This is a genomic window from Agrobacterium albertimagni AOL15, from assembly GCF_000300855.1.
Lineage (GTDB): Bacteria > Pseudomonadota > Alphaproteobacteria > Rhizobiales > Rhizobiaceae > Allorhizobium > Allorhizobium albertimagni.
This window is the reverse complement of the sequence record NZ_ALJF01000011.1, coordinates 119,283-145,800: the sequence shown is the minus strand read 5'-3', so window position 1 is coordinate 145,800 and position 26,518 is coordinate 119,283. Positions and strand designations below refer to the sequence as shown.

The following is a 26,518-nucleotide window of genomic DNA, read 5'->3' as shown; positions in this document are numbered from 1 at the left end:
TGGGCAAAATCCAAAACGTTTTGGATTGTCTCAGTTGGTCAGGCGGGTAGACGCTGCGGCCGCGGCCTTGCCGATCTCACCGAAGGCCTTGACCAGACCGGCCATATCGGTCGGCTCGTAATAGTCGCTTAGTGAAGACGCGCAGGCAGACAGGAGCGTTTTGCCTCGATCGGGCGCCATGAACGCGACCGAGAAGATCTTGATCCCTTCTTTCTTCGCAGCGGTACACTCATCCAAGACCGCCTTGTCGATGGTCGGGTTCCACGCAGCGCTGTTACCGGTCATTTCGCCATCCGTCATAAACACGATGTAGCGGGTAAAGTCGGAGTTGCCTTTGGTGGCGTGCGCGCTTTTCTCGGCAGTGTTGGTCTTCTTCAACGCGTTGTAGGCAATCGTCATGGCGCCGGAAGCGTCGGTGCCTCCGGTCGGCACAGATGGCAATGCCGTGATGTAGTTTGTTGCGGTCGTGACACCCCAGGCCATGCCAGATGCGGACTGGGTTACTTCGTTGTAGGACACCGCGCCAACACGGATGAGGTCGGCCTTTGGATCGGCCTTAACGAGCTCGCTCATCATCACCGCCGACGCTGTCTTCAGAGCCTGGATCTTCTTCACATAGCAGGGCTTCGACGGCTTGATGTAGTTCTTGTCCCTCGTTGACGTGATGTCCTTGTAAGCCCAGTTGGAGGCGCTGTAGTTCACGCAGCTTGCAACTGAGGTGTCGACCGTGTTCGTGGTGAAGGACATGGAGCCGGAACGATCCAGCACGACATACATCGAGACTGCCGCGCCGCTTTCCGGCGTGGATTGCGCCGTCGCGGTGACGCTGACGGTCACTTCCTTCCAGCCGAGCAGGGCGGTCATGCCATTGGTCGCCAAGGTGTAGCTCGGTGACAGGCTGACTTCGACGGTCTTGCCCGACGTTCCCAGCTTTCGCTCGACGTTCCCGACCGCACCAGCCAGCGGATCTTCTGCCGCTTCCTCGTCGGTCTGGTCGCTTGCGTCGCCTGGGAGAACGTTGTTCAGCTGCGCCTTCATGAACTTGCGCGCGAACTCGAGCACTTCTTCGTCGGACATTTTATCGTTCTTCGCCAGGGCGTTCGCCGCAGACAGAACGGCCGAGTCGGCTGAGTCCTGCAATGCGCTGCGCACCTGGACCATCCGGTTCAAGTCGATTGCCACACCAGCCGTGGCGGCTGCGACGGGGAGCAGGATGGCCGTTGCCAGGCCGAAATTGCCGGCGCGGTCGTGCCAGAGACGTGCGAAGAGGGATTTGCGCGGGCTGTCAGGGGTAGTCATCATGTCCATCCAAAATCAGCGTTTGGAAGGTTATAGACTGCGGCCCATTGCGATCCGTTTAATGGGATCGCTAAAATTCGATGGAAGAATGCACTATTGGCGCACCGGGATGACATCCACGGCCTGATCCGTCTGATGCGAACCATAGCTCTTCAGGACGCCGATCACGGGGGCGACATCGGCATAGTCCCGACCGTAGCCGACCACGATATGATCTGTGCCGGCCGCGATGTCGTTGGTGGGGTCGAGTTCCAGCCAACCTGTCAGCTTGCCGCACCAGATCCGCACCCAGGCATGCATGGCATCGGCTCCCTCTAGGCGCTCCTTGCCCGGAGGCGGGATGGTGCGCAGGAAGCCGCTGACATAGCCAGCGGGAATGCCGAGGCTGCGCAGTGCCACGATCATCACATGGGCGAAGTCCTGGCAGACGCCGCGCTTCTTGTCGAAGGCTTCCGCCGGTGTCGTGTCAACGGTCGTGGCTTCGGCGTCGTATTTGAAGTCCTTGTGGATGCGGCTGCAAAGCGTTTCGGCGATCTGGCGCACGGTCATGCTCGGTTTCAGCATGCCGCGCGCATAGGCCGCGATCGCCTTGTCCCGGGGCAACCGTGGGCTTGTGCCGAGGAAATGATGCGGCGATTCCGCATCGAGCGACCAGGTTTCGGCGATCTCCTGCGGCAGGCGGTCGAGCAGCGGCGAGAAGTCGGCAGCCATCGGCAGGGCCTGAACCATCACACGGGCCTGCATGCGGATGTCGAGCTTCTCGTGCGGACCACGCAGGATGGCGTGGCTCGTCGGATGGCGGAAGAAGTCGTTGAAAGTCGAGATCTCGTCCGGCTCCGGGGTGACCGTGATCGCACCGGCGACCAGCCGCTGACGGTCCGGAAGCGACAGCGGCAGAAGCCGCAGCATGTGGTGGGCTCCCGTTGCCGGAACCTCGTAGCGGTAGCCGATATGGAGCGAGAGATCGTAGAGCATCGCGTCAGCTCAAATAGGTCTGGGCGAGGATATCGGAGAACTTCTCCAATTCGCGCTCCAGATTGGTGTAGACATCGGCCGACATGGCTTCCGGCGTCATTACGGCAAGCCCCGAATGCAGGCGCATCGCCTCACGGAAAAGGGTCGACATCTGGCCGTTGACCATGGCGTTCGGCAGTTGCTCGGCCTCGATGCGGATCTCGTTCAACTGGAAGAGGATCGAGCGCGGATTGAGCGGATCGAGCGCCAGTAGGTCGGTCACCGTCAGCCGTGCCGTCGAGACATTGTAGCGGCGGCGATGGGTCATGACGTTGTCGCCAATCTCGAGCAGCATGTCGAGCGAGCCGTCGGGCGCATCGGGGCCTGTCATATGGCCAAGCAGGCGTGTCATGTGCAGGCCGCGTTCCAGCAGGCGGCCGATGGTCAGGAAACGCCAGCCGGTGAAGCGGTACATGTTTTCGTGCACCAGACCCGCAAAGCCCGCGAGCTTGCGCAAGAGGATGGTCATAGCATGCGCCGCGTCGTCGCCCGGTTTCACCTTCTCGTGGAAACGCTTGGCCGTCTTCGACAGGTCGTTCAGCGCAAGCCACCCATCCGGCGAGAAGCGGTCGCGGATGTTGCTCGCCGAGTAGACGGCGCTGTCGATGTTGCGTAGAAGGCTTTCCGGCACGCCGGACTTGGTGTCGACGTCGATGTTCGAGAGGTACTCGCTGACAAAGGCAAGCAGCGGCTGGTCCGGGTTGGCGCTTTCGGCATAGCGCGCATGCCAGGCGCGGAGGATGCGCAGCACACCTTCGGCCCTCTCGATGTAGCGGCCGAGCCAGAAGAGGTTGTCGGCGGCTCTGCTCGGCAGGCTGCCGGGCATGTTGCGGGTGAAGGTCTCCTCTGCTGGCAAAAGCGAGGTACGGTCGACAGGCTTGTCGGAGACGATCCAGACATCGGCCGCGCTCCCGCCGGATTGCATGGCGATGGCGGATACGTCCGAGCCACTGCCGATCCGGGCAAAGCCGCCCGGCATGATCTGCCAGCCGTTCTGGGTGCGGGCGGCAAAGACACGCAGCGACATCGGGCGCGGCGTCAATTGGCCGTCGACCATGGCCGGCGTGGTGGACAAGATCACCACTTCCTGGCCAACGAGGTTGCCGGCTTCTGCCTCGAGCCATTCGGCTGTCGTCCGCCCCTGCGGGTCCTTGTAACGCGACCCCATGACGGAGCGTCCGCCATCATCGAAGAAAGGCAGCCGTGAGAAAGCCGAGCCGATCACCATGCGATCGAGATGGGCTGCCACATGCTCGCGCTCGGCCTTCTGGCCGCACCACCAGGTGGCGATCGAGGGCAGCTTCAGTTCCTCGCCGAGCAGATGACGCGAGAGGGTGGGCATGAAGGCGAGCAGGGCGCGGGTTTCGAGAATGCCGGAGCCGAGCGCATTGACGAAGGTGACCGAGCCGTTGCGCAGGGCATCCACCATGCCGGGCGTGCCGATATAGGAGTTCTGATCGAGCTCCAGAGGATCGGCAAAGGCGGCATCGAGGCGGCGCCAGAGGACGCTGACGGGCTTCAGGCCGGCGACCGTTCGGACCATGACCTTGCCGTTGACGATGGTGAGATCCTCACCTTCGAGCAGCATGATGCCGAGATAGCGGGCAATATAGGCGTGTTCGAAATAGGTCTCGTTAGCGGGGCCCGGAGACAGAACCGCAATGCGCTCGTCCGAGCCGCGGGTGCGCGCTTGCAGCGCCTTGCGGAATGCGCCGAAGAAGGAGGCGAGGCGGTGGACGTGGGTCTCGGCATAAACATCGGAAAAGGCACGGGCGGTCGCAACCCGGTTTTCCAGCGCAAAGCCCGCACCCGAGGGCGCCTGGGTACGATCGGCGAGCACCCACCAGTTGCCGTCTGGCCCGCGGCCGATTTCGAAGGAACAGAAATGCAGGTAGTGGCCGCCAGCCGGCTTGATGCCGACGAGCGGGCGCAGGAATTCCGGGTTCGAGGCGATCAGCTGAGGCGGCAGGAAGCCTTCCTGGACCAGCCGGTTTTCCGAATAGATGTCGGCGACGACCGCTTCCAGCAGGTTCGCGCGCTGGACCAGCCCCTCGGCCAGCACCTTCCATTCGGCTTCGGAGATCATCACCGGGATGTGCGAGAAGGGCCAGGCCCGCTCGCTCGATCCTCCAGAACCATAAGCACGGTAGAAGACACCGGCGTCGCGCAGGTAGCGATCGGCACGGGCAAAGCGCTCGTGCAGATCGTGCTCCGGCATGGTGTCGATGGCGGACACCAGGGCCTGCCAGACGGGGCGGACATTGCCTTGTGTGTCGAGCATCTCATCGGCAGCGCCGGCCAGTGCGCGATAGCCGGCCGTGCGGGCCTCGCTTTTCGGCGCCTCTGGCGGGGATAGCTCCGCTGCCGTCTTCTGTGCCATCAGATCAGATACCTTGCGGTCGTCTCAGGTCCAAAGTGTGCGGGAATTCCGGCGACACGGTTTCGGGCCATAGGGGATAGGAGCCGGCTGTATGGCCCCAAGGCTCGAAACGTGCAAGCCGACGGGCTTCCGCTTCATTCCCATTCACAGGGAAAGTGTCATAGGTCCGGCCGCCGGGATGGGCGACGTGGTAAACGCAGCCCCCGATCGACCGGGCAGACCATGTATCATAGATGTCGAATGTTAGCGGTGTGTTGACGGGCAGGACCGGATGCAGGCCGGAGGCCGGCTGCCAGGCCTTGTAACGCACGCCGCCGACGGCCACGCCATTGACGTCGGATTTGCGCAGCGGCACCTGGCGCCCGTTACAGGCCACGACGAAGCGTTCCGGATTGGCTGTCTCCAGCTGCACCTGGAGGCGCTCAACGGATGAGTCGACATACCGGACCGTGCCGCCGGGTGCGCCTTCCTCACCCATGACATGCCAGGGCTCGAGCGCCTGGCGCAGTTCGAGTTTCGAGCCCTCATAGGTGACTTCACCGACGAAGGGGAAGCGGAATTCGAGCTGCGCTGCGAACCATTCCGGCTTGAAGTCGAAGCCGTTTTCGCGCAGGTCCGCCAGGACTTCGAGGAAGTCGAGCCAGAGGTAGTGCGGCAGCATGAAACGGTCGTGCAGGCTCGTGCCCCAGCGGACGAAGCGGCCACCGATCGGGTTTTTCCAGAAGCGGGCGATCAGCGCGCGGACCAGCAATTGCTGGGCAAGCGACATGCGGGCGTTCGGCGGCATTTCGAAGCCGCGGAACTCGACAAGGCCGAGGCGGCCTGTCGGGCCATCGGGAGAGAACAGCTTGTCGATGCAGATTTCCGAGCGGTGGGTGTTGCCGGTGACATCGATCAAGAGATTGCGGAACAGGCGGTCGACCAGCCAGGGCAGCGGTGCTGCAGCACCACTGGCCGGCAGCGGCACCTGGGCCATGGCGATTTCCAGCTCGTAGAGGCTGTCATGGCGGGCTTCGTCGAAGCGCGGCGCCTGGCTGGTCGGGCCGATGAACATGCCGGAGAACATGTAAGACAACGCCGGATGACGCTGCCAATGCAGGATCAGGCTCTTCAGCAGGTCGGGACGGCGCAGAAAAGGGCTGTCGGCGGGATTGGCGCCGCCGACCACGACGTGGTTGCCACCGCCGGTGCCGGTGTGGCGGCCGTCGATCATGAACTTGTCGGCACCGAGTCGGGTCTGGCGGGCTTCCTCATAGATCGTGTTGGTGGTCGCCACACAGTCCTGCCAACTTTCAGCCGGGTGGATGTTGACCTCGATCACGCCCGGATCGGGGGCGACGCGAATAACGTTGATCCGCTCGTCCTGCGGCGGCGCGTAACCTTCGATATGAACCGGCAGGCCAAGGCCGCGGGCGGCCGTTTCGGCGGCTGCCACCAGTTCGAGGTAATCCTCGACGTCCTCGACCGGCGGCATGAACACACAAAGGCGTCCATCCCGCGCTTCGACGCTCATCGCCGTGCGGACTGCGCCCCTGATGTCCTCGACCGAGCCGGCAATGGTCTGCTCATTGCGGTCTTGCTGGGCTTCACCAGTCCGGCGAGAGACCTCTGGCATGGCGCGGCCTTCGGGCGCTCTTGGGCCAAAATCGCGGGGACCGAAATCGCGGGGGCCGAAATTGGGAAGGGGCGAACGGGGGACCGACGGATCGGTGGTGTGGATGTAGGGATATTGCGACGGCGGCACATAAGGCAGTGTGCCGAGCGGCATGCGAAAGCCGATCGGGCTGTCGCCGGGGATGAGGAAGATCTTGCCGCGGCGGGTGCGCCACTTTTCGCTGACCCAGCGGCGGCCACCGGCCTTGGCGTTCCAGGCTTGGACCGGCAGGATATAGCCGGTCGGCGTGGTCAGGCCGCGCTCGAAGACCTTGGCGATGCGGGCGCGCTCTTCCGGGCTTTCCAGCATGGAATTCGAGGGGTCGACATTTTCCGGCAGGCTGCCTTCTTTGATGATCCATTCGGCCGGATCCTCATAGGCCGGGATGATCATCTCGGTTTCGATCTCAAGTTCAGCCGCGATCCCGGCCATCAATGCTTCGGCCTGTTCGTGGGTGACGCCGGTGTCCTTCTGTTCGGCGGCGATCAGCGCCGGATCATGCCAGATCGGCTTGCCATCCTTTCGCCAGTAGAGCGAGAAGGTCCAGCGCGGCAGGCTTTCGCCCGGATACCACTTGCCCTGGCCGTAATGCAGGAAGCCGCCGGGGGCGAATTTTTCACGCAGCCGCCGGATCAACTGGTCGGCGAGGTCGCGCTTGGTCGGGCCGACGGCATCGGTGTTCCATTCGGCTGACTGGAAGTCGTCGATTGACACGAAAGTCGGCTCGCCGCCCATGGTGAGCCGCACGTCATGGGCCTTCAGGTCGCCATCGACCTTGAGGCCGAGCGCGTTCAGAGCCTCCCAGCTGTCGTCCGAGAAAGGCTTGGTGATGCGCGGGTGTTCGGCGACGCGTTTCACCTGCATGTCGAAGGCAAATTCGGTATTGGCCTGGCCGACATAGCCGCCGGAAATGGGCGCGGCGTTCTTGTAGTGGGGGGTGGCCGCCAGCGGAATGTGACTTTCGCCGGTCAAGAGGCCCGAAGTCGGATCAAGGCCGATCCAGCCGGCGCCGGGGATATAGACCTCCGCCCATGCGTGCAGATCGGTGAAGTCGACCTCGGTGCCGGAGGGACCATCAAGCGCCTTTAGATCGGGAGCGAGCTGGATGAGGTAGCCGGAGACGAAACGGGCGGCTAAACCGAGGCGGCGCAGAATCTGGACGAGCAGCCAGCTCGAATCACGGCAGGAGCCTCGGGCGGAGGTCAGCGTTTCCTCGGGCGTCTGCACGCCCGGCTCCATGCGGATCACATAACCTATGTCGTGCTGCAGGCGGGCGTTCAAGCCCACCACCATGTCGACGGTGCCCTGGCCGGGTGTCGTGTCGATGGTCGCCATGAAGGCATCGAGCGCCGGGGACGAGGGTTCCGGCGTCATGTAGATCTTCAGGTCGTCGCGCAGGTCCTCTGGATAGTCGAAGGGCCATTTGACCGCGATTTCCTCGGTGAAGAAGTCGAACGGATTGTAGACCGTCATGTCGGCGACGAGGTCGACCTCGATCTTGAACTCGGTCACCGGGTCCGGGAAAACGAAACGGGCGAGATAGTTGCCGTAGGGGTCCTGCTGAAGATTGACGAAGTGGTTCTCGGGCGTGACCTTCAGCGAATGGGAGAGAACCTTTGTGCGGGAATGGGCGGCAGGCTTCAGCCGGATGATCTGCGGTCCAAGCTGGACCGGGTTGTCATACTTGTAATGGGTGAGATGATAGATGCTTGCCTTGATCGCCATTCGTTACCGCTTCGCTGTTCGCCCTGCCGGTTTTTCCGGCTTGCACCGATCTTGTGCAATGCAGCGCCATAAAGCAAGCGGCCCGGACGGTGGAAGCCGCCGGGCCGCGCAGATGCGGTGTATGACCTGAACTCAACTCCGGCCGAATTCGTCGACCAGGCGGATGATGTCGTCCTCGCCGAGATAGGAGCCGGTCTGGACCTCGATCACCTCAAGGCGGATCTTGCCCGGGTTGGCGAGGCGGTGGACGGAGCCTTGCGGGATGTAGATCGACTGATTCTCGTGCAGCACGGTCACCTTGTCGTCGATCGTCACTTCCGCCGTTCCCTTGACGCAGACCCAGTGCTCGGCGCGGTGGTGATGCTTCTGCAGCGACAGCTTCTTTTCCGGGTGCACGAAGAGCCGCTTCACCTGGAAGCGGTCGCCATTGAGGATCGAGGTATAGCCGCCCCAGGGACGCAGCGCTGTCGGGTGGTTTTCGGTCAGATGTGCCGTGTGCTTGTTGGCGGCGAGCATCTTGACGAGATTGCCGACATCCTGCGCCCGGTCCAGGCGGCCGACATAGACGGCGTCTTCGGAGGCGACGACGGCGACGCCTTCCATACCCTGGACGGCCAGATGGGCGTTGCGGGACATGATCAGCGAATTGGTGGTGTCGGAGACGGTGGCATTGCCGTTGACGACATTGCCGTTCTCATCGCCTTCGGCGAGCTTCCAGATCGCGTCCCAGCTGCCGAGGTCGGACCAGATGATCGGAGCCGGCACGACGGCGGCGTTCGGCGTCTTTTCCATGACTGCATAGTCGATCGAGATGCTCGGGCTCGCCGCAAAGCTTTCCGCATCGAGGCGCGTGAAGTCGAGATCGCCCTTGGCCTTCTCGATCGAGGTCCGGACGGCTGCGAGCACGTCGGGCGCCAGCGCCTCGAGCTCGGCAATCATCTGGCCGGCTGAGAAGACGAACATGCCGGAGTTCCAGGCATAGTTGCCGCTCGCCAGCATCTTTTCGGCGACCTCGGCCTTGGGCTTCTCGACGAAGCGCGAGACCTTGTGGACGCCACCTGCGAGATCGTCGCCGATCTCGATATAGCCATAGCCGGTCGCGGGCTCGGTCGGTGTGATACCAAAGGTGACGATCTTGCCGTTTCGGGCGGCACGGGCGGCTTTTGCCACACAGTCGCGATAGGTGTCGTCGACGGTGATCTCATGGTCGGAGGGCAGGATCTGGATCAGCGTTTCGCTGCCATGGCGCTCACCGACGATCAGGGCTGCGGCGGCGACAGCAGCTGCGGTGTTGCGCGCCTCTGGCTCGAGGATGATGCCATCAAGCGAAACGCCGATTTCGCGGGCCTGTTCGGCGACGAGGAAGCGGAAATCCTCGTTGGTGACGATGATCGGGGCGTCGTAGATCGTCTCGTCCGAGACGCGGGCGAGCGTCTTTTGCAGCAAGGTCTCATCGCCAAGGAACCGGATGAACTGCTTCGCAGCGGCTGCGCGCGACAGAGGCCAAAGCCTTGTTCCCTTGCCGCCGGCCATGATGACCGGCACGATCTTGATGCTCATGTTTATTGCCTTTCGATGTCTTGCTGGGGCGGATCCGTCCCGGCTGATGTCGGAGCGACCACTTGATACCTCACGGGCAGGTGAACGCAGCTGCGGCGGTTTTGTTACATGTTTGGCGGTTTGTTCCAAGCCCGGTCGACCATCCAGCTTTGACGATCAAGCCGGATGCATTGCCGCGCCTGGCCGGTTATGGTGGTGATCCCGCCGCCATGATTGGCGGGCTCGAGCCAATCAATCCAGAGAGAATGTCCTTGTCCGTGACCCGTCCGCTGTTTTCCGTTCCGACCGCCCCGCTTATCCCTATCCATGGTATGGCGGAGGGCTTTCCCATTCACCGGATCTTCTGTGTTGGGCGAAACTATGCCGCCCATGCCGCCGAGCTCGGCAACACCGTCGATCGTGTCGCGCCCTTCTACTTTACCAAGCCTGCAACTGGTCTCGTCCTTGAGGGAGGCGCGATCGCCTATCCGCCCGGCACGGAAGATTATCACCACGAGATCGAACTCGTGATCGCGATCGGGTCGCCGGCCTTCCGGGTCTCGACCGATGACGCGATGAAGGCTGTGTTCGGCTATGCCGTCGGGCTCGACATGACAAGGCGCGATCTGCAGAACGCCATGAAGGAAAAGCAGCGTCCCTGGGACATTGCGAAAGCCTTCGAGGAGTCGGCCGTCATCGGCGCGATTACCCGGGCCTCTGAATTCGCGCCCGATGCACAGCGCATCTCGCTTGTGGTCAATGACAGCCTGCGCCAGGAAGGCCATCTCAACGAGATGGTCTGGTCAGTCCCCGAGATGATCAGCCATCTGTCGCGCTACTATCACCTGACGCCCGGCGACCTGATCTTCACCGGCACGCCGTCCGGCGTCGGCGCGCTTCAGCCGGGGGACCGGCTGACGGGTGCGGTTGATGGCCTCTCGCCGATCTCCGTCACCATCGGTCCGGCGGCCTGACATGACTTTCTCGGGGGAAGGGCAGGGCCCGGCGCTCGTGCCGGGCCGCGACTGCGGAACCTGTTCGCTCTGCTGCATCCTTCCCGACATCGCGGAATTCGACAAACCGGCGAACCAGCCCTGTCGTCACTGTGTCGTCGGCGGTGGCTGCGACTCCTATGATGTCAGGCCTTCGACCTGCCGTGACTTCTTCTGTCTCTGGCGGATGGATGCGACGCTCGGACCCGAATGGGAGCCAAGTGTCAGCCGGATGATGCTCTATGGACAGGGGCCGCAGCTGACGGTGCTGGTGGAGCCGGAGGCCGGCGCGATATGGCGCGAGGAACGGTATCTCGGCTGGCTCGAAGCGCGGGCCCGAGCGCTGAAGCCGCAGGGCGGTTATGTGGTGGTCTATGCCGGCGAAGAGGTTTCGGTGGTGAAGGGGTGAGGCCGCCTGATTCGCTGTGTCGTGCAGATCGCAAACCAGAAACCAAAAAGGGCTCGCCGTTTCCGGCAAGCCCTTGAAAGAATTCGAATGGTGGGCGTGACAGGGATTGAACCTGTGACCCCTACGATGTCAACGTAGTGCTCTCCCGCTGAGCTACACGCCCATCCGATGAGCGGCTTAAGACCACAAAACCTGTTCGCCCGTCAATAGGCATTTTGCAGTTTTGTGAAGAGATTTTTTCAACCTCTCGAGAAGGCCTTATGCCGCAAGGAGTTTGTTCACTTCGTCGACGAGATCGCGAAGGTGGAAAGGCTTGGACAGGACCTTCGCATCCTTCGGAGCTTTCGAGTCGGCGTTCAACGCAACGGCGGCAAAGCCGGTGATGAACATAACCTTCAGGTCCGGATCGAGTTCGGTGGCGCGGCGCGCCAGCTCGATGCCGTCCATTTCCGGCATCACGATGTCGGTGAGGAGAAGGGAGAAGGGTTCTTCCCGCAGGCGGTCATAGGCTGAGGCGCCGTTGTCGAAGGAGGAGACCTTGTAGCCTGCCTTTTCGAGCGCCTTTACCAGGAACCGGCGCATGTCGTTGTCATCTTCGGCGAGAAGGATTTTCTGAGTCATTTAGGGACCGCTGTACTCGATTGCATAGGGAAGCTTGCAGCCGCTCACTTTAGGTTCGGCTCAGTAAAGAACCGGTGAACAACGAAAAAGTGAGCCTGCTCCGCCATTTCCGGGAGTATGGACTTTGCACCGGGCGACTGGCAACATGAGAGACGCAACAAGTTTGTGACTTGGTAAAGAAGAGGCCCTGGGAAGCGGATGACCAACGAAATCGAGCTGTTTGAGGTTCGAGAGCCCGCGATCCAGACCATTCCATTCGTCTATAATTCCCCGCATAGCGGCCGTCACTATCCGACGACCTTCCTTGGCGAGTCGCGACTCGACGAAATTTCGATTCGCCGGTCGGAGGATCATTATGTCGACGAGCTGTTCTCGGCGGCGCCCGGATTCGGCGCGCCGATGCTCGTTGCGCATTTCCCGCGTGCCTATGTCGACGTCAACCGCGAGCCCTACGAGCTCGATCCCCGGATGTTTTCCGATCCGCTGCCGCCCTTTGCCAATAGCAATTCGGCGCGTGTCGCGGGTGGGCTCGGCACCATTCCGCGGATTGTTGCCGAGAACATGGAGATCTACGAGCGGCGCATGCCGCTGTCGGTCGCCATGGATCGGATCGAGAGTTGCTACAAGCCCTATCATGCCTGTCTGCGCCGGCTGATTGCCCGGACCCATGCGATGTTCGGTTTCGGCGTGTTGATCGATTGCCATTCGATGCCCGGCAATATCCGGGTCGCCGGGAGCGGTCTGAAGCCCGATTTCATCGTCGGCGACCGGTACGGCACCAGTGCTTCCGCCGAGCTCAGCCAGGCGGCACTGCAGTTTTTCGAGGATCTTGGCTACACGGCCGTGCGCAACAAGCCGTATGCCGGCGGCTTCATCACTGAGCATTACGGCCGTCCGGCCCGCGGGCTGCATGCTCTGCAGATCGAGGTCAACCGCTCGATCTATATCGACGAGACGACGCTCGAGAAGCGCTCGGACTTCGATGCGCTGGCCGGCTCGCTCGCCGTGTTCATGGAACAGATGGCAGACTTCGTCGCCGACTATGCCGGCGACCGGGCGCTCGCTGCCGAGTAAGTTTTCCCATTTTCAGGTGCTGCGGCCCTCGGCGCTCTGTGCCGGGCAAAAAAAACCGCGCTCGTGGCGCGGTTAAGTCTAGGGAGGAAACACCCAAGGAGGGTATTTACAGTCAGAAGACTGTGATTGAGACGTTAGATGTTGCGGTGCACCATTGTCAAGATGAATCTTGGTGCTTTTTTGAGCAAGGCCAAAATTTACGCAATTCGGCGCTCTGGGGCCTTTCGGCGGGCGTCCGGTGAGGTCGAAGAAGGCGGTCGACGGTGGTTTTCTTTCCCCGCGACTGGCATTAAGACGGAACTCCCTCCAGACGACGGATTTTCCCATGCGCCCTGATCGTGATTTCTTCTTCCGCTTGGCCGATGCCGCCAGGGCCGAGACCCTTCCGCGCTTTCGCTCGGGCCTGTCCGTGGTCAACAAGGAGAAAGCCGGTTTCGACCCGGTCACAGAAGGCGATCAGGCGGCTGAAATCGCGATCCGCAAGCTGATCGAAGCGGAATTTCCGACCCATGGCATTCTCGGCGAAGAGCACGAGAATATCCGCATGGATAGCGATCATCTCTGGGTCATCGATCCGATCGACGGCACACGGGCCTTCATCTCCGGCGTTCCCGTCTGGGGCACGCTGATCGGCTTTCAGGAGAAGGGTCGCTCGGTCATGGGGCTGATGGAGCAGCCCTTCACGGGTGAGCGCTACTATGCCGATGGCGAGCGCTCCTGGTACTCAGGCCCCGAGGGCGAGCGGCAGAATGCCGTCCGCGATTGCGGATCGCTCGAAAACGCGATCCTCTTCACCACTTCGCCGCATCTCTTCAAGGATTGGGAAGTCGAGCGTTTCGAGGCGGTGCAGGACAAGGTCAAGCTCTTCCGCTACGGCGTCGATTGTTATGCCTATTGCCTGCTCGCTGCCGGTCATATCGATCTCGTCATCGAGACCGTCTTGAAGCCTTATGACGTTGGGGCGCTGATCCCGATCATCGAGCAGGCGGGCGGCGTGATCACCACATGGGACGGCGGACGACCGGAAGCGGGCGGTTCGATCATTGCGGCCGGATCCAGGGCCGTGCATGCTGAGGCCATGGAGATGCTGAAGCGCGGCTAAGGCCTTTCGCTCACGCCTCTAGGGTGGAAATGGTCAGTTCGCCTGCGGGATCACTCTCCTCGGGCTCGCCGCCCGGCATGAAGGCGAATAGGGCGGCCAGGGCCTGGTTCCGATAGCGGTCCTGCTCCTGAAGGATCTCGTGGCGCGCGCCGGCGACCGGTACGAGTTGTCCGGCGCGGAAATATTGCGCCATCGATTCCTGATAATGATACGGCACGATCGGATCATTGCCGGGCGCGATGATCACCGTCGGCACTGTGATCGATGCAAGATGGCCCGGCTTGCGGATCGCTTCGATCGCCTTCTGGCTTTCGTAAAGCCAGCGTGCCGTGGGTGGGCCGAGAGCCAGCTCCGGATGGTCGGCCATGATCCGCTGGTTGCGGGCAAAGCGCAGGGCATCCGACGTCAGCGGATTTCCGTCAAAGGGCTTCAACGGTTCGTCCTTCGTCAGCGAAATGCCGCCGAAGCCGGTGAAGCTTGCGAGGGTCGCAATGCGGCGGATATTCTCCGGCGATGTCTTCTGACCGCCGAGGCCGACAAAGGGGGCCGTCAGCACCATGCGCTCGATGCGGTTGGAAAGCCGGGGAGCCGCTTTCAAGGCGATCAGCCCGCCGGTCGAGTGGGCGAGCAGAAAGAAGGGCAGGCGGGTGTCGGGCAGCACGATCTGCTCGAGGAAGATCTCGAGGTCGCGGACATAGTGGTCGAAGCGGCCGACATGTCCCTTGCGCGGATCCTTCTTCAGAAGCCGTTCGGAGCCGCCCTGGCCGCGAAAATCATAGGTCGCGACCCAGAAGCCGCTTTCATTGAGATCGCGGATCGTCTCGAAATATTTCTCGATGCTTTCATTGCGCCCATGCACGAGGACGATCGTGCCTTTGATCTTCGCAGCACTCGATCGGAAGACCGCATAACGCAGGCGCACGCCGCGATGGCCCTCGAAGAAGCCGACCTGCGGCGTGCCGGGAATGGGGTTGCCGGGGGTGGCGTGAAGAATGGCGTCCATGCCTGCAACTGCCTGTCGGTTGAAGCCGCGTCTCGTGTCTCGGGGATAGGCTGCAGCCCGGTCGCAAGTCAAAGAAAAAAAGCCGGAACCGTAGACGGAGGGCTACGGTTCCGGCGAAGTCCGGCCGAAGTGGAAGGGACGATATCTCCGGCCCGGTCGGTCGAGACAACCGATGATCCAAACCTAGATGAGTTTGCTTGAACCCGCCTTGAACCGCCTGTTCACGCGCAGTTCATGCAGTGCCGGGCTGCCGATGTCCGGAGATCTTGAATTCGATCACGCCATTTCCCACATCGGACCTGCGGACGCCAGAAGGGTCCGCGGACCGCCGCCAGCATCGCCCCAAGCGGGATGCGAGCGGCCCCAAGAGAACGCCAACGTCGCTTCAAGGAGGACACAATGCGTCACGTCGATTTTTCCCCGCTCTACCGTTCCACCGTCGGTTTCGATCGCCTGTTCACCATGCTGGACAGCCTCGGTCAGCCGGAGCAGGCGCAGAGCTATCCGCCCTACAACATCGAACGCACCGGCGAGAATCTTTACCGGATCACCATGGCCGTCGCCGGCTTCGACGAAAGCGAGCTTTCGATCGAGGCGCATGCGCATGTGCTGACCGTTAAGGGTGAAAAGGTCGAAGACGAGAAGGTCGAGCAGAGCGAATTCCTCTATCGCGGCATCGCCAAGCGCGCCTTCGAGCGCCGCTTCCAGCTTGCCGACCATGTGGAAGTCACCGCCGCATCGCTGAAGAATGGCCTTTTGCACATCGATCTCTTGCGCAACATTCCTGAAGCGATGAAGCCCCGCCGGATCGCGATTGCCGCAGAACCCCTCGGCAGCGCGCCGAAGGCGATCGAGGCGCATGTAAACTGATCGTTTCCCTGACGAACTGCCTCCCAGTCAGGCGGTCGGCGAAAGCCGGCCGCCTTTTTCATGCCCAGCCATCCGCCGGGTCCAGATTGTGCAAAGCAGCTTGTCGAGGGAGAGCAGCCCCGCTCCCTTTACGACAAGGTAGGCCAGCGGGAAGCTCCAGAGCAGTCGCTGATCGAGGATGACGCTGTCGGGAAAACGGTCGAACAAGGCACCGATCGTGCCGGCATCGACACTGTGGACGAGGATGTCCGTCAAGCTCTGCACCACGATGAAGGCGATCATGCCAAGGGCGGCGATGCGGGTTAAGAGACCCGCGACCACGAGCAGCGGCAGAATGATTTCGCCATAGGAGCCGACGAAGACCATTAAGCCCCAGGGGAAGAAGGATACGGCCGAGACATCGCCGCCGGCTGCGTCCACGGCCGGCAGGGCGATTTGGTAATAGGCGCCGTCGGCAATCGAAAAGGGACCGTCGAACTTGGTCAGGGCCGAGTTGATGTAATAGGGCACCAGCACCGCCAGGAAGACGAAGCGCGCGAAGAGCCCGAGCAACCAACGGTCGAGCATGGGCTCCATCCGACGGATCGTGCTGCGGTAGAATTCGATGAGCAAGACGATCATTGTCATGGACTGGTGCTTTCCTCGGGGCTTTCGATGGCGGTGAAGGCGCCCGATGTCAGGGCGAGGCTTATGAGGGCAGAGATGTCCGCTGCTTCTTCCGCGGCTCCTAGACACGCGTCTCCGAGCGCATGGCCATCGAGAAGTTTTTCGAAGAAGGCAGCCCCGCCCGAGGACAGGATTTCGATCGAAACATCGAAGGCGGGACGTGTGATGAGAACGGCCTCAGGCAGAAGTGGGTTCACGCCGTCAAGCGGCATGCCGGCTCGGTCAAGGCTGCAGATGGTGCCGGCTGCGTGTCGCAGTCGGATCATGCGGGTGGCCGGATGAGGTTGGAGCCGGATGCTGGCGAGCTGTTCGGCGGAAATCTCTCCAAGCGCTGCCGGATCGAGCGGGGCTGCGTCCGCTGCGTGATAGGCATCGAGCCAGAGGCGCTCGACGCGGGCGACATCTGCGAGGAAGGGCAGGTCCGCCGCCGGCGGGAAGCCCTCCAGGAAAGCCGGAAAGCTTTCTCCATAGCTAAAGAGCAGCGGAGATGTTGGCGGATGCGCGGCCACGTAGAGGCGCGCCATGGCGCGGAAGAAGTCTTCGCCGACGAGGTTCTGAACGGTTGGGAATATCGAAGCGAGGGCATCGACCAGCGAGACGGTGACATTGTTGCGGTAGACCGAGAAGCGGCGTTGCGGTCGCGTCTCTCCGCGACCTGTCAGTCCTTCCGGCGAAGGCAGGTCCGGTGCGAAGAGCGCTTCGGCGAAGGCGCCGCTGGAGACTGGGTCAGGACGCATGGAGAAGTCCCAGATCGGCCGCGACATGGCGGTCGAGGATCGCCTCGGCCAATTGCGCCTCTCGTTTGAGAACGTGCCAGTCGGGCACTTCGTTGTCCCACTCGATCAAGGTGGGCAGGGGGCCGAGCCTGCCGATGACATGGGCGTAGAGATCCCAGACGAGATCGTCCACCGGGCGGTCATGGCTATCGATGAGGAGCGGCAGACCGGCATCATCAATATCTTCGGCATGGCCGGCCAGATGGATCTCTTCGACGCAGAGGAGGGGGAAATCGGCGAGATAGTCGCGGGCGCCATAGCCGTGATTGGTGGCGGAGACATGGACGTTGTTGATGTCGAGCAGCAGGCCGCAGCCGGTGCGACGGGCGATCGCCCGGATGAAATCCGTCTCCGACATGGTCGAGGCTTCGAAGCCGAGATAGGTCGAAGGATTTTCCAGGAGCATCCGGCGGCCAAGCGCCTCCTGGACCTGATCGATGTGGTCGCAGACCCTGTCGAGGGTTGCCTGGTCATAAGGGACCGGCAGCAGGTCGTTGAGAAATTGGCTGTCATGGGTCGACCATGCCAAATGTTCGGAGACCTGTTCCGGTTGGTAGCGGTCGACGACGGTCTTCAGGCGGAGGAGATGCTTGGGGTCGAGGCCGGTCGGGCTGCCGATGGAAAGACCGACGCCGTGGATCGAAAGCGGGAAGTCCTCGCGCATGCGGGTTAGGATGCGGTGTGGATGCCCGCCGGCGCCCATGTAGTTTTCGGCATGGACTTCGAGAAAGCCTATGCGGAAATCATCCGCGAGGATTGCGTCGGCATGCTGAGGCTTGAAGCCTGCGCCTGCACGGCAGGGGAGGCGGGCGGCAGTGCCGTGACGGTTGGTGATCTCTAAGGCGGGGTGGGCAGACACGGCCGGCTCCTCAAGCGTTCGTCCTGGAAAGGAAAGCGGGACGGCACCTGCGGACGAGCCGCAGGTGCCGTGCTGTCTCAAGCCTTCGGAAGGTCGCGGTCGAGGGCTTCGAGCGATCCCATACGGCCATCCGGAAGCGCCATCGCGGTGCAGGTGCCCTTGGCGACATAGGTCCAGGCATTGCCCTGATAATCGACCTTGGATGTGCCGGCGCAGGTGGTGCCGGGGCCGGCGGCGCAATCGTTCTTGCCGGCCATGGAAACGCCGAAGCACTTTTCCTTTTCCTGGGCGACGGCCGGGCCGGACAGAAGGGCGGCGCTGCCGATGGCCATGGTGACGGCGGCGGCGAGCGCGGCCGTATTGATGGTGGTCTTGGTCATGAAATGTCTCCTCGGATCGTGATGCGTGGTGTCGTTGAAGCCCTCAACGGGGCTGGCAAACGCATCATGTCGAGGAGTCGTGTCTTTGAAAAATCAAGGTTTTTTGTGTAAAACGTGCGCGATTTATTTGTAAGAAACCTTGGGCTCAGACGACTTCTAAGAATTGATCTACGTCTTCTACTGTCGTTGCAAAGCTCGTCACCAGTCTAACTAGGACCTCGTTCTCGGCCGGCAAGGGAAGCCATCCGTGCGGGGGCTGCCATTCATGGAATTTCGCCCCCTTGGCACGGGCACGTTCGGCAGAGGATTTTTCGATGACGGCAAAGACCTCGTTCGCTGTGGTGTCCCAGGCAAGGCGAGCGGTGTTCTTCGCTGCGAGACCCGATCGCAGGCGGTCGGCCATGGCATTCGAATGGCCCGCGAGATCCAGCCAGAGGTTGCCGTCGAGATAGGCCTCGAGCTGGGCCGAGATGAAGCGGCTCTTGGAAAAGAGCTGGGCGGAACGCTTGCGGATGAAGGGCATGTCGGCCGCCATTTCGGGATCGAAGAAGACGATGGCTTCGGCACACCAGCAGCCGTTCTTGGTGCCGCCGAAGGAGAGAATGTCGACCCCGCGCTTCCAGGTCATCTCTGCCGGCGTTGCATCAAGTGCGACGAGGGCATTGGCGAATCGCGCGCCATCCATGTGCAGCGGCAGGTCACGCGCCTTCGCGATCGCCGCGATCCTGTCGAGCTCTTCGAGCGTGTAGACCGTTCCGACTTCCGTCGCCTGGGTGACGGTGACGGCCATGGCGCGACCATGATGGGGAGAGGCTGGCTCGAAGCGGGCTATCGCGGCCTCCAGTGCCTGTGGGTCGATCCTGCCTTCGGCGCCCTCGACGCCGAAGAGCCGGGTACCGCTGGTCAGGAACTCCGGCGCGCCGCCTTCGTCTGCATTGACGTGGGCATCGGCGTGACAGAAGCTGACGCCTCCGGCCTTGGCGACGCTTGCGAGCGCCAGCGAATTGGCAGCGGTGCCGGTTGCCACGAAGAAGACGGCAACCTCGCGTTCAAAAATGGTGCTGAACTGGTCTTCCACTGCCTTGTCCAGGTCGCTCGTGCCATAGGCGGAGGCGAAGCCCTGGGCATGGCGGGTGAGGCTTTCGGCGATCCTGGGATGGGCGCCGGACCAGTTGTCTGAAGCGAAGTGCATGGCATTATCCTGAGGCGGGAGATGATCAGAAGGACTTTAACGCTTTCCGCATCGCTATCAATCCGGCCCGGACGCAGGGCCGACAAAGAATGTCAACTCCGCAAGAAGGTGATGTGGCTTAGATGGTTGACGTAATAAAATTTCGCGCTCTGCCTCTGTGTCGTAATTTCGCATCCTTTGCCCGGTTAATTTTCCTGGGCATCTCTTGCATGAGCGTTTACTTTCTGTCATAGGAACAACAGAAATTAGGTCAGATTAGTTGACCTAATTCCGGTTTCGAAGGCGATGCGTTTTCGGGCGTCATGGGGTGGTCAAGCGATCCGCGTAGGATTGGGTGGCCGTCGCTGGCGCCCATCGGTGCCTGAAATGGGTCCAATCAGCCCGGCCAGTCCGGCTTCAACGGAGGTAAAGGTCATGACGAAGGTTCCGTCATCCGAAGAGATCATGCGGTCCGCCAATGCGGAAGCAGTCGCCGAGATGGCGATCGCGCGCGCCGGTCTGCCTCCGAAGCAGGGTCTTTACGATCCGAAAAACGAACACGATGCCTGTGGCGTCGGCTTCATCGCCCATATGAAGGGGCAGAAGTCGCATCAGATCGTCAAGGACGGCCTGTTCATCCTGGAGAACCTCACCCATCGCGGCGCCGTCGGCGCAGACCCGTTGATGGGCGATGGCGCGGGCATTCTCGTGCAGATCCCCGATCGCTTCTTCCGCGAAGAGATGGCCGCCCAGGGTGTCACGCTGCCGAAGGCGGGCGAATATGCCGTCGGTCACTTCTTCTTCCCGCAGGACGAACAGCAGATCGCGCATTTTAAGCAGGTGATCGCCGAGGTCTGTCAGTCCGAAGGTCAGCGCTTGCTCGGCTATCGCGACGTGCCGGTCGACAACTCGTCGCTGTCCAAAGCGCCCGAGATTGCTGCAACCGAGCCGCGGCAGATCCAGGTCTTCATCGGTGCTGGTCGTGATGCCGCAACCCAGGACGCCTTCGAGCGTCGCCTGTTCCTGCTGCGCAAGGTGATCTCCAACCGCATCTACGATCAGTATGGCGGCCAGGAAACCGGCTTCTATCCCGTGTCGCTGTCGTCCTCGACGATCGTCTACAAGGGCATGTTCCTCGCCTATCAGGTTGGCGCCTATTACAAGGATCTGGCCGATCCGCGCTTCGAGTCGGCCGTTGCCCTCGTGCACCAGCGCTTCTCGACCAACACCTTCCCGTCGTGGAAGCTTGCGCACCCCTACCGCATGGTCGCCCATAACGGCGAAATCAACACGCTGCGCGGCAACGTCAACTGGATGGCGGCGCGTCAGGCGTCCGTGTCCTCGCCGCTGTTCGGTGATGACATCTCCAAGCTCTGGCCGATCTCCTACGAAGGCCAGTCGGACACTGCCTGTTTCGACAACGCACTCGAATTCCTGCAGCGCGGCGGTTATTCTCTCGCGCATGCCGTGATGATGCTGATCCCGGAAGCCTGGGCAGGCAACCAGCTGATGAGCCCTGAACGGAAGGCCTTCTATGAGTATCACGCCGCTCTCATGGAGCCGTGGGATGGCCCCGCTGCCGTCTGCTTCACCGATGGTCGCCAGATCGGCGCGACGCTCGACCGCAACGGCCTGCGTCCGGCCCGTTATCTGGTGACTGACGACGATCGCGTCATCCTGGCTTCCGAAGCCGGTACTCTGCCGGTGCCGGAAGAGCGCATCGTCAAGAAGTGGCGTTTGCAGCCGGGCAAGATGTTGCTTATCGACATGGCGGAAGGTCGCATCATCTCGGACGAAGAGGTGAAGTCGAGCCTTGCCAAGAGCCATCCGTATCGCGAGTGGCTGGATCGCACCCAGCTGATCCTCGAAGACCTGAAGCCGGTAGAGCCGCGCGCGCTTCGCCGCGATGTGTCGCTCCTCGATCGCCAGCAGGCCTTCGGCTACACCACCGAAGACACCAAGCTTCTGATGTCGCCGATGGCCACCACCGGTCAGGAAGCGATCGGCTCGATGGGGACCGATACGCCGATCTCGGCGATGTCGACGAAGTCGAAGCTGCTCTACACCTATTTCAAGCAGAACTTCGCCCAGGTCACCAACCCGCCGATCGATCCGATCCGCGAAGAGCTCGTCATGAGCCTCGTCTCGTTCATCGGTCCGCGCCCGAACATCCTCGACCATGAAGGCATGGCGAATGCCAAGCGTATGGAAGTGCGCCAGCCGATCCTGACCAATGGCGATCTGGAAAAGATCCGCTCGATCGGTCATGTCGAGGATCGCTTCGATACGAAGACGCTCGACTTCACCTATGATGTCAGCCGTGGTGCCGAAGGCATGCCGGAAATGCTCGATCGGTTGTGTGAGCGGGCGGAAGCGGCCGTGCGCGGTGGCTACAACATCATCGTGCTCTCTGACCGTCAGATCGGCCCCGATCGGATCGCCATTCCGGCTCTTCTGGCGACCGCTGCCGTCCATCACCACCTGATCCGCAAGGGTCTGCGCACCTCGGTCGGCCTCGTGGTGGAATCCGGCGAGCCGCGTGAAGTGCATCATTTCTGCTGTCTCGCGGGCTTCGGCGCCGAGGCGATCAACCCTTATCTCGCCTTCGACACGCTGCTCGACATGCACAAGCATGGCGAATTCCCCAAGGAAGTGTCGGAAGACGAAGTCGTCTACCGCTACATCAAGGCTGTCGGTAAGGGCATTCTGAAGGTCATGTCCAAGATGGGCATCTCGACCTACCAGTCCTATTGCGGCGCGCAGATCTTCGACGCGATCGGTCTCTCGTCCGAACTGGTCGACAAGTATTTCTTCGGTACCGCGACGACCATCGAGGGCATTGGCCTCGAGGAGATCGCTGAGGAAACTGTCACCCGTCACCTCTCGGCCTTCGGCAAGGATCCGGTTCTCGCTAGCACGCTCGATGTCGGCGGTGAGTATGCCTACCGCATGCGTGGCGAAAACCATGCCTGGAGCCCTGATTCGATCGCATCCCTGCAGCATGCCGTGCGCGGCAACAGCCAGGACCGATACCGCGAATTCGCCGAAATGGTGAATGACAGCAATCTCCGGATGAACACCATCCGCGGCCTGTTCAAGATCAAGAAGGCCGAAGACCTCGGACGCAAGCCTGTATCGATCGACGAGGTCGAGCCTGCTGTCGATATCGTCAAGCGCTTCTCGACCGGTGCCATGTCCTTCGGCTCGATCAGCCGCGAGGCGCATACGACGCTCGCGGTTGCCATGAACAAGATCGGCGGCAAGTCGAACACGGGTGAGGGCGGGGAAGAGAGCGATCGTTACCTGCCGCTCGCTGACGGTTCATCGAACCCCGAGCGTTCGGCGATCAAGCAGATCGCGTCAGGCCGCTTCGGTGTGACCACCGAATACCTGGTCAATGCCGACGTGCTGCAGATCAAGGTCGCGCAGGGTGCAAAGCCCGGCGAAGGCGGCCAGCTGCCGGGCCACAAGGTCGATGCGACGGTTGCCAAGACCCGTCACTCGACCCCGGGCGTCGGCCTCATCTCGCCGCCGCCGCACCACGACATCTATTCGATCGAAGATCTGGCGCAGCTGATCTACGACCTGAAGAACGTCAACCCGGTTGCCGACATCTCGGTCAAGCTCGTCTCGGAGGTCGGCGTCGGCACGGTTGCTGCCGGTGTCGCCAAGGCACGCGCCGACCATATCACGGTCTCGGGTTTCGACGGTGGCACGGGCGCGTCGCCGCTCACCTCGCTGAAGCATGCGGGTAGCCCATGGGAAATCGGTCTTGCCGAGACACAGCAGACGCTGGTGCTGAACGGTCTGCGTTCGCGCATCGCGCTGCAGGTCGACGGCGGTCTGAAGACTGGCCGTGACGTCATTATCGGTGCGCTGCTGGGTGCCGACGAATTCGGCTTTGCGACGGCTCCGCTGATTGCGGCCGGCTGCATCATGATGCGCAAGTGCCATCTCAACACCTGCCCGGTTGGCGTCGCCACCCAGGATCCGGTCCTGCGCAAGCGTTTCAAGGGCACGCCCGAGCATGTGATCAACTACTTCTTCTTTGTCGCCGAAGAAGTGCGGGAGATTCTGGCGTCGCTTGGCGTCACCAAGCTCGACGAGATCATCGGCGCTTCGGAGCTGCTCGAAAAGGACGAGATGCTCGCCCATTGGAAGGCCAAGGGGCTCGACTTCTCGAAGATCTTCCACAAGGTCGAGGCGCCGAAGTCCGCCACCTACTGGACCGAGCGCCAGAACCACCCGATCATCGACATTCTCGATCGCAAGCTGATCGAGAAGGCCATGCCGGCGCTGGAAAGCAAGCAGCCTGTCGTCTTCGACGTCGATATCAAGAATGTCGACCGCTCGGCCGGTGCCATGCTGTCGGGCGAAGTCGCCAAGCGCTACGGCCACAAGGGCCTGAAGGATGACACCATCCACGTCACGCTGAACGGTACGGCCGGTCAGTCCTTCGGTGCCTTCCTGTCGCGTGGCATCACCTTCGACCTGGTGGGCGATGGCAATGACTATGTCGGCAAGGGCCTCTCGGGTGGTCGCATCGTGGTGCGTCCGCCGGAGAATGCCCGGATCGTCGCGGAGAACTCGATCATCGTCGGCAACACCGTTCTCTACGGTGCGATCTCGGGCGAATGCTATTTCCGCGGCGTGGCCGGCGAACGTTTCGCTGTCCGCAACTCGGGTGCGATCGCCGTCGTCGAGGGCGTGGGTGACCACGGCTGCGAATACATGACTGGCGGCGTCGTCGTCGTGCTTGGCGAAACGGGCCGCAACTTTGCGGCCGGCATGTCGGGCGGTGTGGCTTACGTGCTCGACGAGAGCGGTGACTTCGCCAAGCGCTGCAACATGGCCATGGTCGAACTCGAGCCGGTTCCGGAAGAGGACGACATGCTGGAGAAGCTGCACCACCACGGTGGCGACCTCATGCACAAGGGCCTCGTTGACGTCTCCGGCGACATGACCCGCCACGACGAGGAACGCCTCTACCAGCTGATCTCGAACCATCTGCACTACACGGGCTCGAACCGCGCCAAGCAGATCCTCGACAGCTGGGCCGAATATCGTCCGAAGTTCCGCAAGGTCATGCCGGTCGAATACCGCCGTGCGCTTGAGGAAATGGAACGCATGCGCATGGGCGTGGCTGCGGAGTGATTTAACTATCGGCGCCTTCTGTTATGAGTATTCAACTCAGGATGGAGGCGCCGATGGGTCCAGTATCGAAAGAACACGAAGGCCAAATCATCAGAAAGGACAACCGTCGTCTCGTTGCTATTCCCGATGACTTCTTCCTTGAAGGGGACAAGATCATCATTCGCCAGGAAAGGGATGGCACGATCACAATCCATCCTGCCGAACGCGAAGCGCGGGATGCGATGGCAGCCAGGTTCAATCCATTTGTTGAATGGGCAAATGGAACCTGGCCGGAGACGGTGCAGCCTTTCGAGTAACGAGCTGCGATAGCGGCGGAGATTGAGGAAAGTAGACATGGGCAAGGTTACAGGTTTCATGGAAATCGACCGGCAGGTGGCGAAGTATCAGCCGGCCTCCGACCGCATCCGCCATTTCCGCGAATTCACGATCCCCATGTCGGATGCCGAGGTGACGAAGCAGGCGGCGCGCTGCATGGATTGCGGCATTCCCTATTGCCACGGTCCGACCGGCTGTCCGGTGCACAATCAGATCCCTGATTGGAACGACCTCGTCTACAACAACAAGTGGGAGGAGGCGATCCGCAACCTCCACTCGACGAACAATTTCCCGGAATTCACCGGTCGCGTCTGCCCGGCTCCTTGCGAGGAAGCCTGCACGCTGAACCTCGAGGACACGCCGGTTGCGATCAAGACTGTCGAGCAGGCGATTGCCGACAAAGCCTATGAACTCGGCTTCATCGTGCCGCAGCCGGCAACGATCCATACCGGCAAGAAGGTCGCGATCATCGGCTCCGGTCCCTCTGGTCTCGCCGCGGCCCAGCAGCTCGGCCGCGCCGGCCACGAGGTGCATGTCTACGAGCGCGAAACCAAGCCTGGTGGTCTGCTGCGCTACGGCATTCCAGACTTCAAGATGGAGAAGAACTTCATCGATCGTCGCGTCGAGCAGATGCAGGGCGAAAACGTCACCTTTCATTGCGGTGTCAATGTCGGCGTCGACGTGACCGTCGAGAAGTTGCGCGCGGATTACGACGCAGTCCTCTATTGCGGTGGTTCGGAAACGCCGCGCGAGGCCGGCATTCCCGGTGTCGAGTTCCACGGCGTCCACGATGCCATGCCGTATCTCGTACAGCAGAACCGCCGCGTTGGCCGCGAAAACATCGACAGCGTCGGCTGGCCTGCCGATCCGATCCTTGCCGGCGGCAAGCATGTCGTCGTCGTCGGCGGCGGTGATACGGCGTCTGACTGCGTCGGCACGGCCTTCCGCCAGGGCGCTGTCAAGGTGACCCAGCTCGACATCCGTCCGCGTCCGCCGCAGACGGAAGACAAGCTCGCCGTCTGGCCCTTCTGGGCGACCAAGATGCGCACCTCGTCCAGCCAGGCCGAAGGTGCCAACCGCGAATTCCAGGTGGCGACGCTCGAATTCGTCGGCGAAGACGGCGTGCTGACCGGCGTGAAGTGCTGCCAGGTCGATGAGCGTCGCAAGCCGATCCCGGGCACCGAGTTCATCATCAAGGCCGATCTCGCCTTCATCGCCATTGGCTTCTCCGGCCCGTTCACCGACAGCGTGCTGAAGGAACTCGACGGCAAGCTCGAGCTCAACACCGACCGCCGCGGTTCGACCAATATCGTTGCCAACGACAAGGACTACCGTTCTTCGATCGACAAGCTCTGGGTCGCCGGTGACGCCCGTCGCGGCCAGTCGCTGGTCGTCTGGGCGATCCGCGAGGGCCGTCAGGCTGCCCGCGCTATCGATGAGGCGCTGATGGGCGAGAGCGTCCTGCCGCGTTGATCCTGGGCCGGTTGCCGAAATGAATGAGGGGCCGCTTTCGAG

At 61.9% G+C, this 26,518-nt stretch carries 20 protein-coding genes and 1 tRNA gene; 8 read left to right on the top strand and 13 right to left on the bottom strand.

Annotated features, from left to right (window positions below):
- Positions 1 to 30 precede the first annotated feature (30 nt).
- The 5 genes from QWE_RS14625 to QWE_RS14605 all read right to left on the bottom strand — a co-directional run bounded on the left by QWE_RS14625 (position 31) and on the right by QWE_RS14605 (position 9,632).
- Positions 31 to 1,302 carry a pilus assembly protein gene (locus tag QWE_RS14625; protein ID WP_052018197.1) on the bottom strand — a complete coding sequence of 424 codons (1,272 nt, stop codon included), beginning with the start codon at positions 1,300 to 1,302 and terminating at the stop codon, positions 31 to 33.
- 90 nt (positions 1,303 to 1,392) lie between these two features.
- Positions 1,393 to 2,274: a transglutaminase family protein gene (locus QWE_RS14620; RefSeq protein WP_006726923.1), complete on the bottom strand. Its 882-nt coding sequence runs from the start codon at positions 2,272 to 2,274 to the stop codon at positions 1,393 to 1,395.
- A gap of 4 nt (positions 2,275 to 2,278) precedes the next feature.
- Positions 2,279 to 4,693 carry a circularly permuted type 2 ATP-grasp protein gene (locus QWE_RS14615; protein WP_006726922.1) on the bottom strand — a complete coding sequence of 805 codons (2,415 nt, stop codon included), beginning with the start codon at positions 4,691 to 4,693 and terminating at the stop codon, positions 2,279 to 2,281.
- 4 nt (positions 4,694 to 4,697) lie between these two features.
- Positions 4,698 to 8,072, bottom strand: a complete 3,375-nt coding sequence (locus QWE_RS14610; protein WP_006726921.1) for a transglutaminase family protein — start codon at positions 8,070 to 8,072, stop codon at positions 4,698 to 4,700.
- 132 nt (positions 8,073 to 8,204) lie between these two features.
- A complete protein-coding gene (locus QWE_RS14605; RefSeq protein WP_006726920.1) occupies positions 8,205 to 9,632 on the bottom strand; it encodes a mannose-1-phosphate guanylyltransferase/mannose-6-phosphate isomerase in 1,428 nt (475 codons plus the stop codon).
- Between the two features lie 257 nt (positions 9,633 to 9,889).
- Here QWE_RS14605 and QWE_RS14600 point away from each other — a divergent pair, with 257 nt between their 5' ends.
- On the top strand, positions 9,890 to 10,585 hold the full coding sequence (locus QWE_RS14600) for a fumarylacetoacetate hydrolase family protein (RefSeq protein ID WP_040300320.1): 696 nt from the start codon (positions 9,890 to 9,892) through the stop codon (positions 10,583 to 10,585).
- A 1-nt stretch (position 10,586) separates the two neighbouring features.
- Positions 10,587 to 11,012 carry a hypothetical protein gene (locus QWE_RS14595; RefSeq protein ID WP_006726918.1) on the top strand — a complete coding sequence of 142 codons (426 nt, stop codon included), beginning with the start codon at positions 10,587 to 10,589 and terminating at the stop codon, positions 11,010 to 11,012.
- Between the two features lie 88 nt (positions 11,013 to 11,100).
- Here the strand turns inward: QWE_RS14595 and QWE_RS14590 are convergent.
- Positions 11,101 to 11,175 (bottom strand) — tRNA-Val (locus QWE_RS14590).
- 95 nt (positions 11,176 to 11,270) lie between these two features.
- Complete coding sequence (cpdR1, locus tag QWE_RS14585; RefSeq protein ID WP_006726917.1) at positions 11,271 to 11,633, bottom strand: response regulator CpdR1; 363 nt, start codon at positions 11,631 to 11,633, stop codon at positions 11,271 to 11,273.
- A gap of 198 nt (positions 11,634 to 11,831) precedes the next feature.
- Between cpdR1 and QWE_RS14580 the strand changes: the two genes are divergently transcribed.
- Positions 11,832 to 12,707 (top strand): N-formylglutamate amidohydrolase, encoded by an 876-nt coding sequence (locus tag QWE_RS14580; RefSeq protein WP_006726916.1) that lies wholly within the window; start codon positions 11,832 to 11,834, stop codon positions 12,705 to 12,707.
- Positions 12,708 to 13,032: 325 nt separating this feature from the next.
- The gene (gene hisN, locus QWE_RS14575) at positions 13,033 to 13,809 is read left to right on the top strand and encodes a histidinol-phosphatase (protein ID WP_006726915.1); all 777 of its coding nucleotides are present in this window, start codon (positions 13,033 to 13,035) and stop codon (positions 13,807 to 13,809) included.
- A gap of 10 nt (positions 13,810 to 13,819) precedes the next feature.
- Here the strand turns inward: hisN and QWE_RS14570 are convergent, their stop codons facing one another.
- A complete protein-coding gene (locus tag QWE_RS14570) occupies positions 13,820 to 14,812 on the bottom strand; it encodes an alpha/beta fold hydrolase (RefSeq protein WP_006726914.1) in 993 nt (330 codons plus the stop codon).
- A gap of 399 nt (positions 14,813 to 15,211) precedes the next feature.
- Between QWE_RS14570 and QWE_RS14565 the strand changes: the two genes are divergently transcribed.
- Complete coding sequence (locus QWE_RS14565; protein WP_006726913.1) at positions 15,212 to 15,682, top strand: Hsp20 family protein; 471 nt, start codon at positions 15,212 to 15,214, stop codon at positions 15,680 to 15,682.
- A 27-nt stretch (positions 15,683 to 15,709) separates the two neighbouring features.
- Here QWE_RS14565 and QWE_RS14560 read toward each other — a convergent pair whose 3' ends face one another.
- The 5 genes from QWE_RS14560 to QWE_RS14540 form a co-directional block, all read right to left on the bottom strand.
- Entirely contained in the window at positions 15,710 to 16,309 is a 600-nt protein-coding gene (locus tag QWE_RS14560; protein WP_006726912.1) for a DoxX family protein, read from the bottom strand.
- Positions 16,306 to 17,085: an HvfC/BufC N-terminal domain-containing protein gene (locus QWE_RS14555; protein WP_040300313.1), complete on the bottom strand. Its 780-nt coding sequence runs from the start codon at positions 17,083 to 17,085 to the stop codon at positions 16,306 to 16,308. Before QWE_RS14555 ends, QWE_RS14560 begins: the two co-directional genes overlap by 4 nt.
- Positions 17,075 to 17,959 (bottom strand): MNIO family bufferin maturase, encoded by an 885-nt coding sequence (bufB, locus tag QWE_RS14550; protein WP_083872929.1) that lies wholly within the window; start codon positions 17,957 to 17,959, stop codon positions 17,075 to 17,077. Before bufB ends, QWE_RS14555 begins: the two co-directional genes overlap by 11 nt.
- Before the next feature lie 101 nt (positions 17,960 to 18,060).
- Complete coding sequence (locus QWE_RS14545) at positions 18,061 to 18,363, bottom strand: BufA1 family periplasmic bufferin-type metallophore (RefSeq protein WP_006726909.1); 303 nt, start codon at positions 18,361 to 18,363, stop codon at positions 18,061 to 18,063.
- Between the two features lie 145 nt (positions 18,364 to 18,508).
- A complete protein-coding gene (locus tag QWE_RS14540; protein WP_006726908.1) occupies positions 18,509 to 19,555 on the bottom strand; it encodes a threonine aldolase family protein in 1,047 nt (348 codons plus the stop codon).
- 414 nt (positions 19,556 to 19,969) lie between these two features.
- Here QWE_RS14540 and gltB point away from each other — a divergent pair, with 414 nt between their 5' ends.
- The 3 genes from gltB to QWE_RS14525 are packed head-to-tail and all read left to right on the top strand — an operon-like array spanning position 19,970 to position 26,476.
- Positions 19,970 to 24,688 (top strand): glutamate synthase large subunit, encoded by a 4,719-nt coding sequence (gene gltB / locus QWE_RS14535; RefSeq protein WP_006726907.1) that lies wholly within the window; start codon positions 19,970 to 19,972, stop codon positions 24,686 to 24,688.
- A gap of 53 nt (positions 24,689 to 24,741) precedes the next feature.
- On the top strand, positions 24,742 to 24,984 hold the full coding sequence (locus QWE_RS24455; RefSeq protein ID WP_006726906.1) for a hypothetical protein: 243 nt from the start codon (positions 24,742 to 24,744) through the stop codon (positions 24,982 to 24,984).
- A gap of 37 nt (positions 24,985 to 25,021) precedes the next feature.
- Positions 25,022 to 26,476: a glutamate synthase subunit beta gene (locus QWE_RS14525; RefSeq protein WP_006726905.1), complete on the top strand. Its 1,455-nt coding sequence runs from the start codon at positions 25,022 to 25,024 to the stop codon at positions 26,474 to 26,476.
- The last annotated feature ends 42 nt before the right edge of the window (positions 26,477 to 26,518 follow it).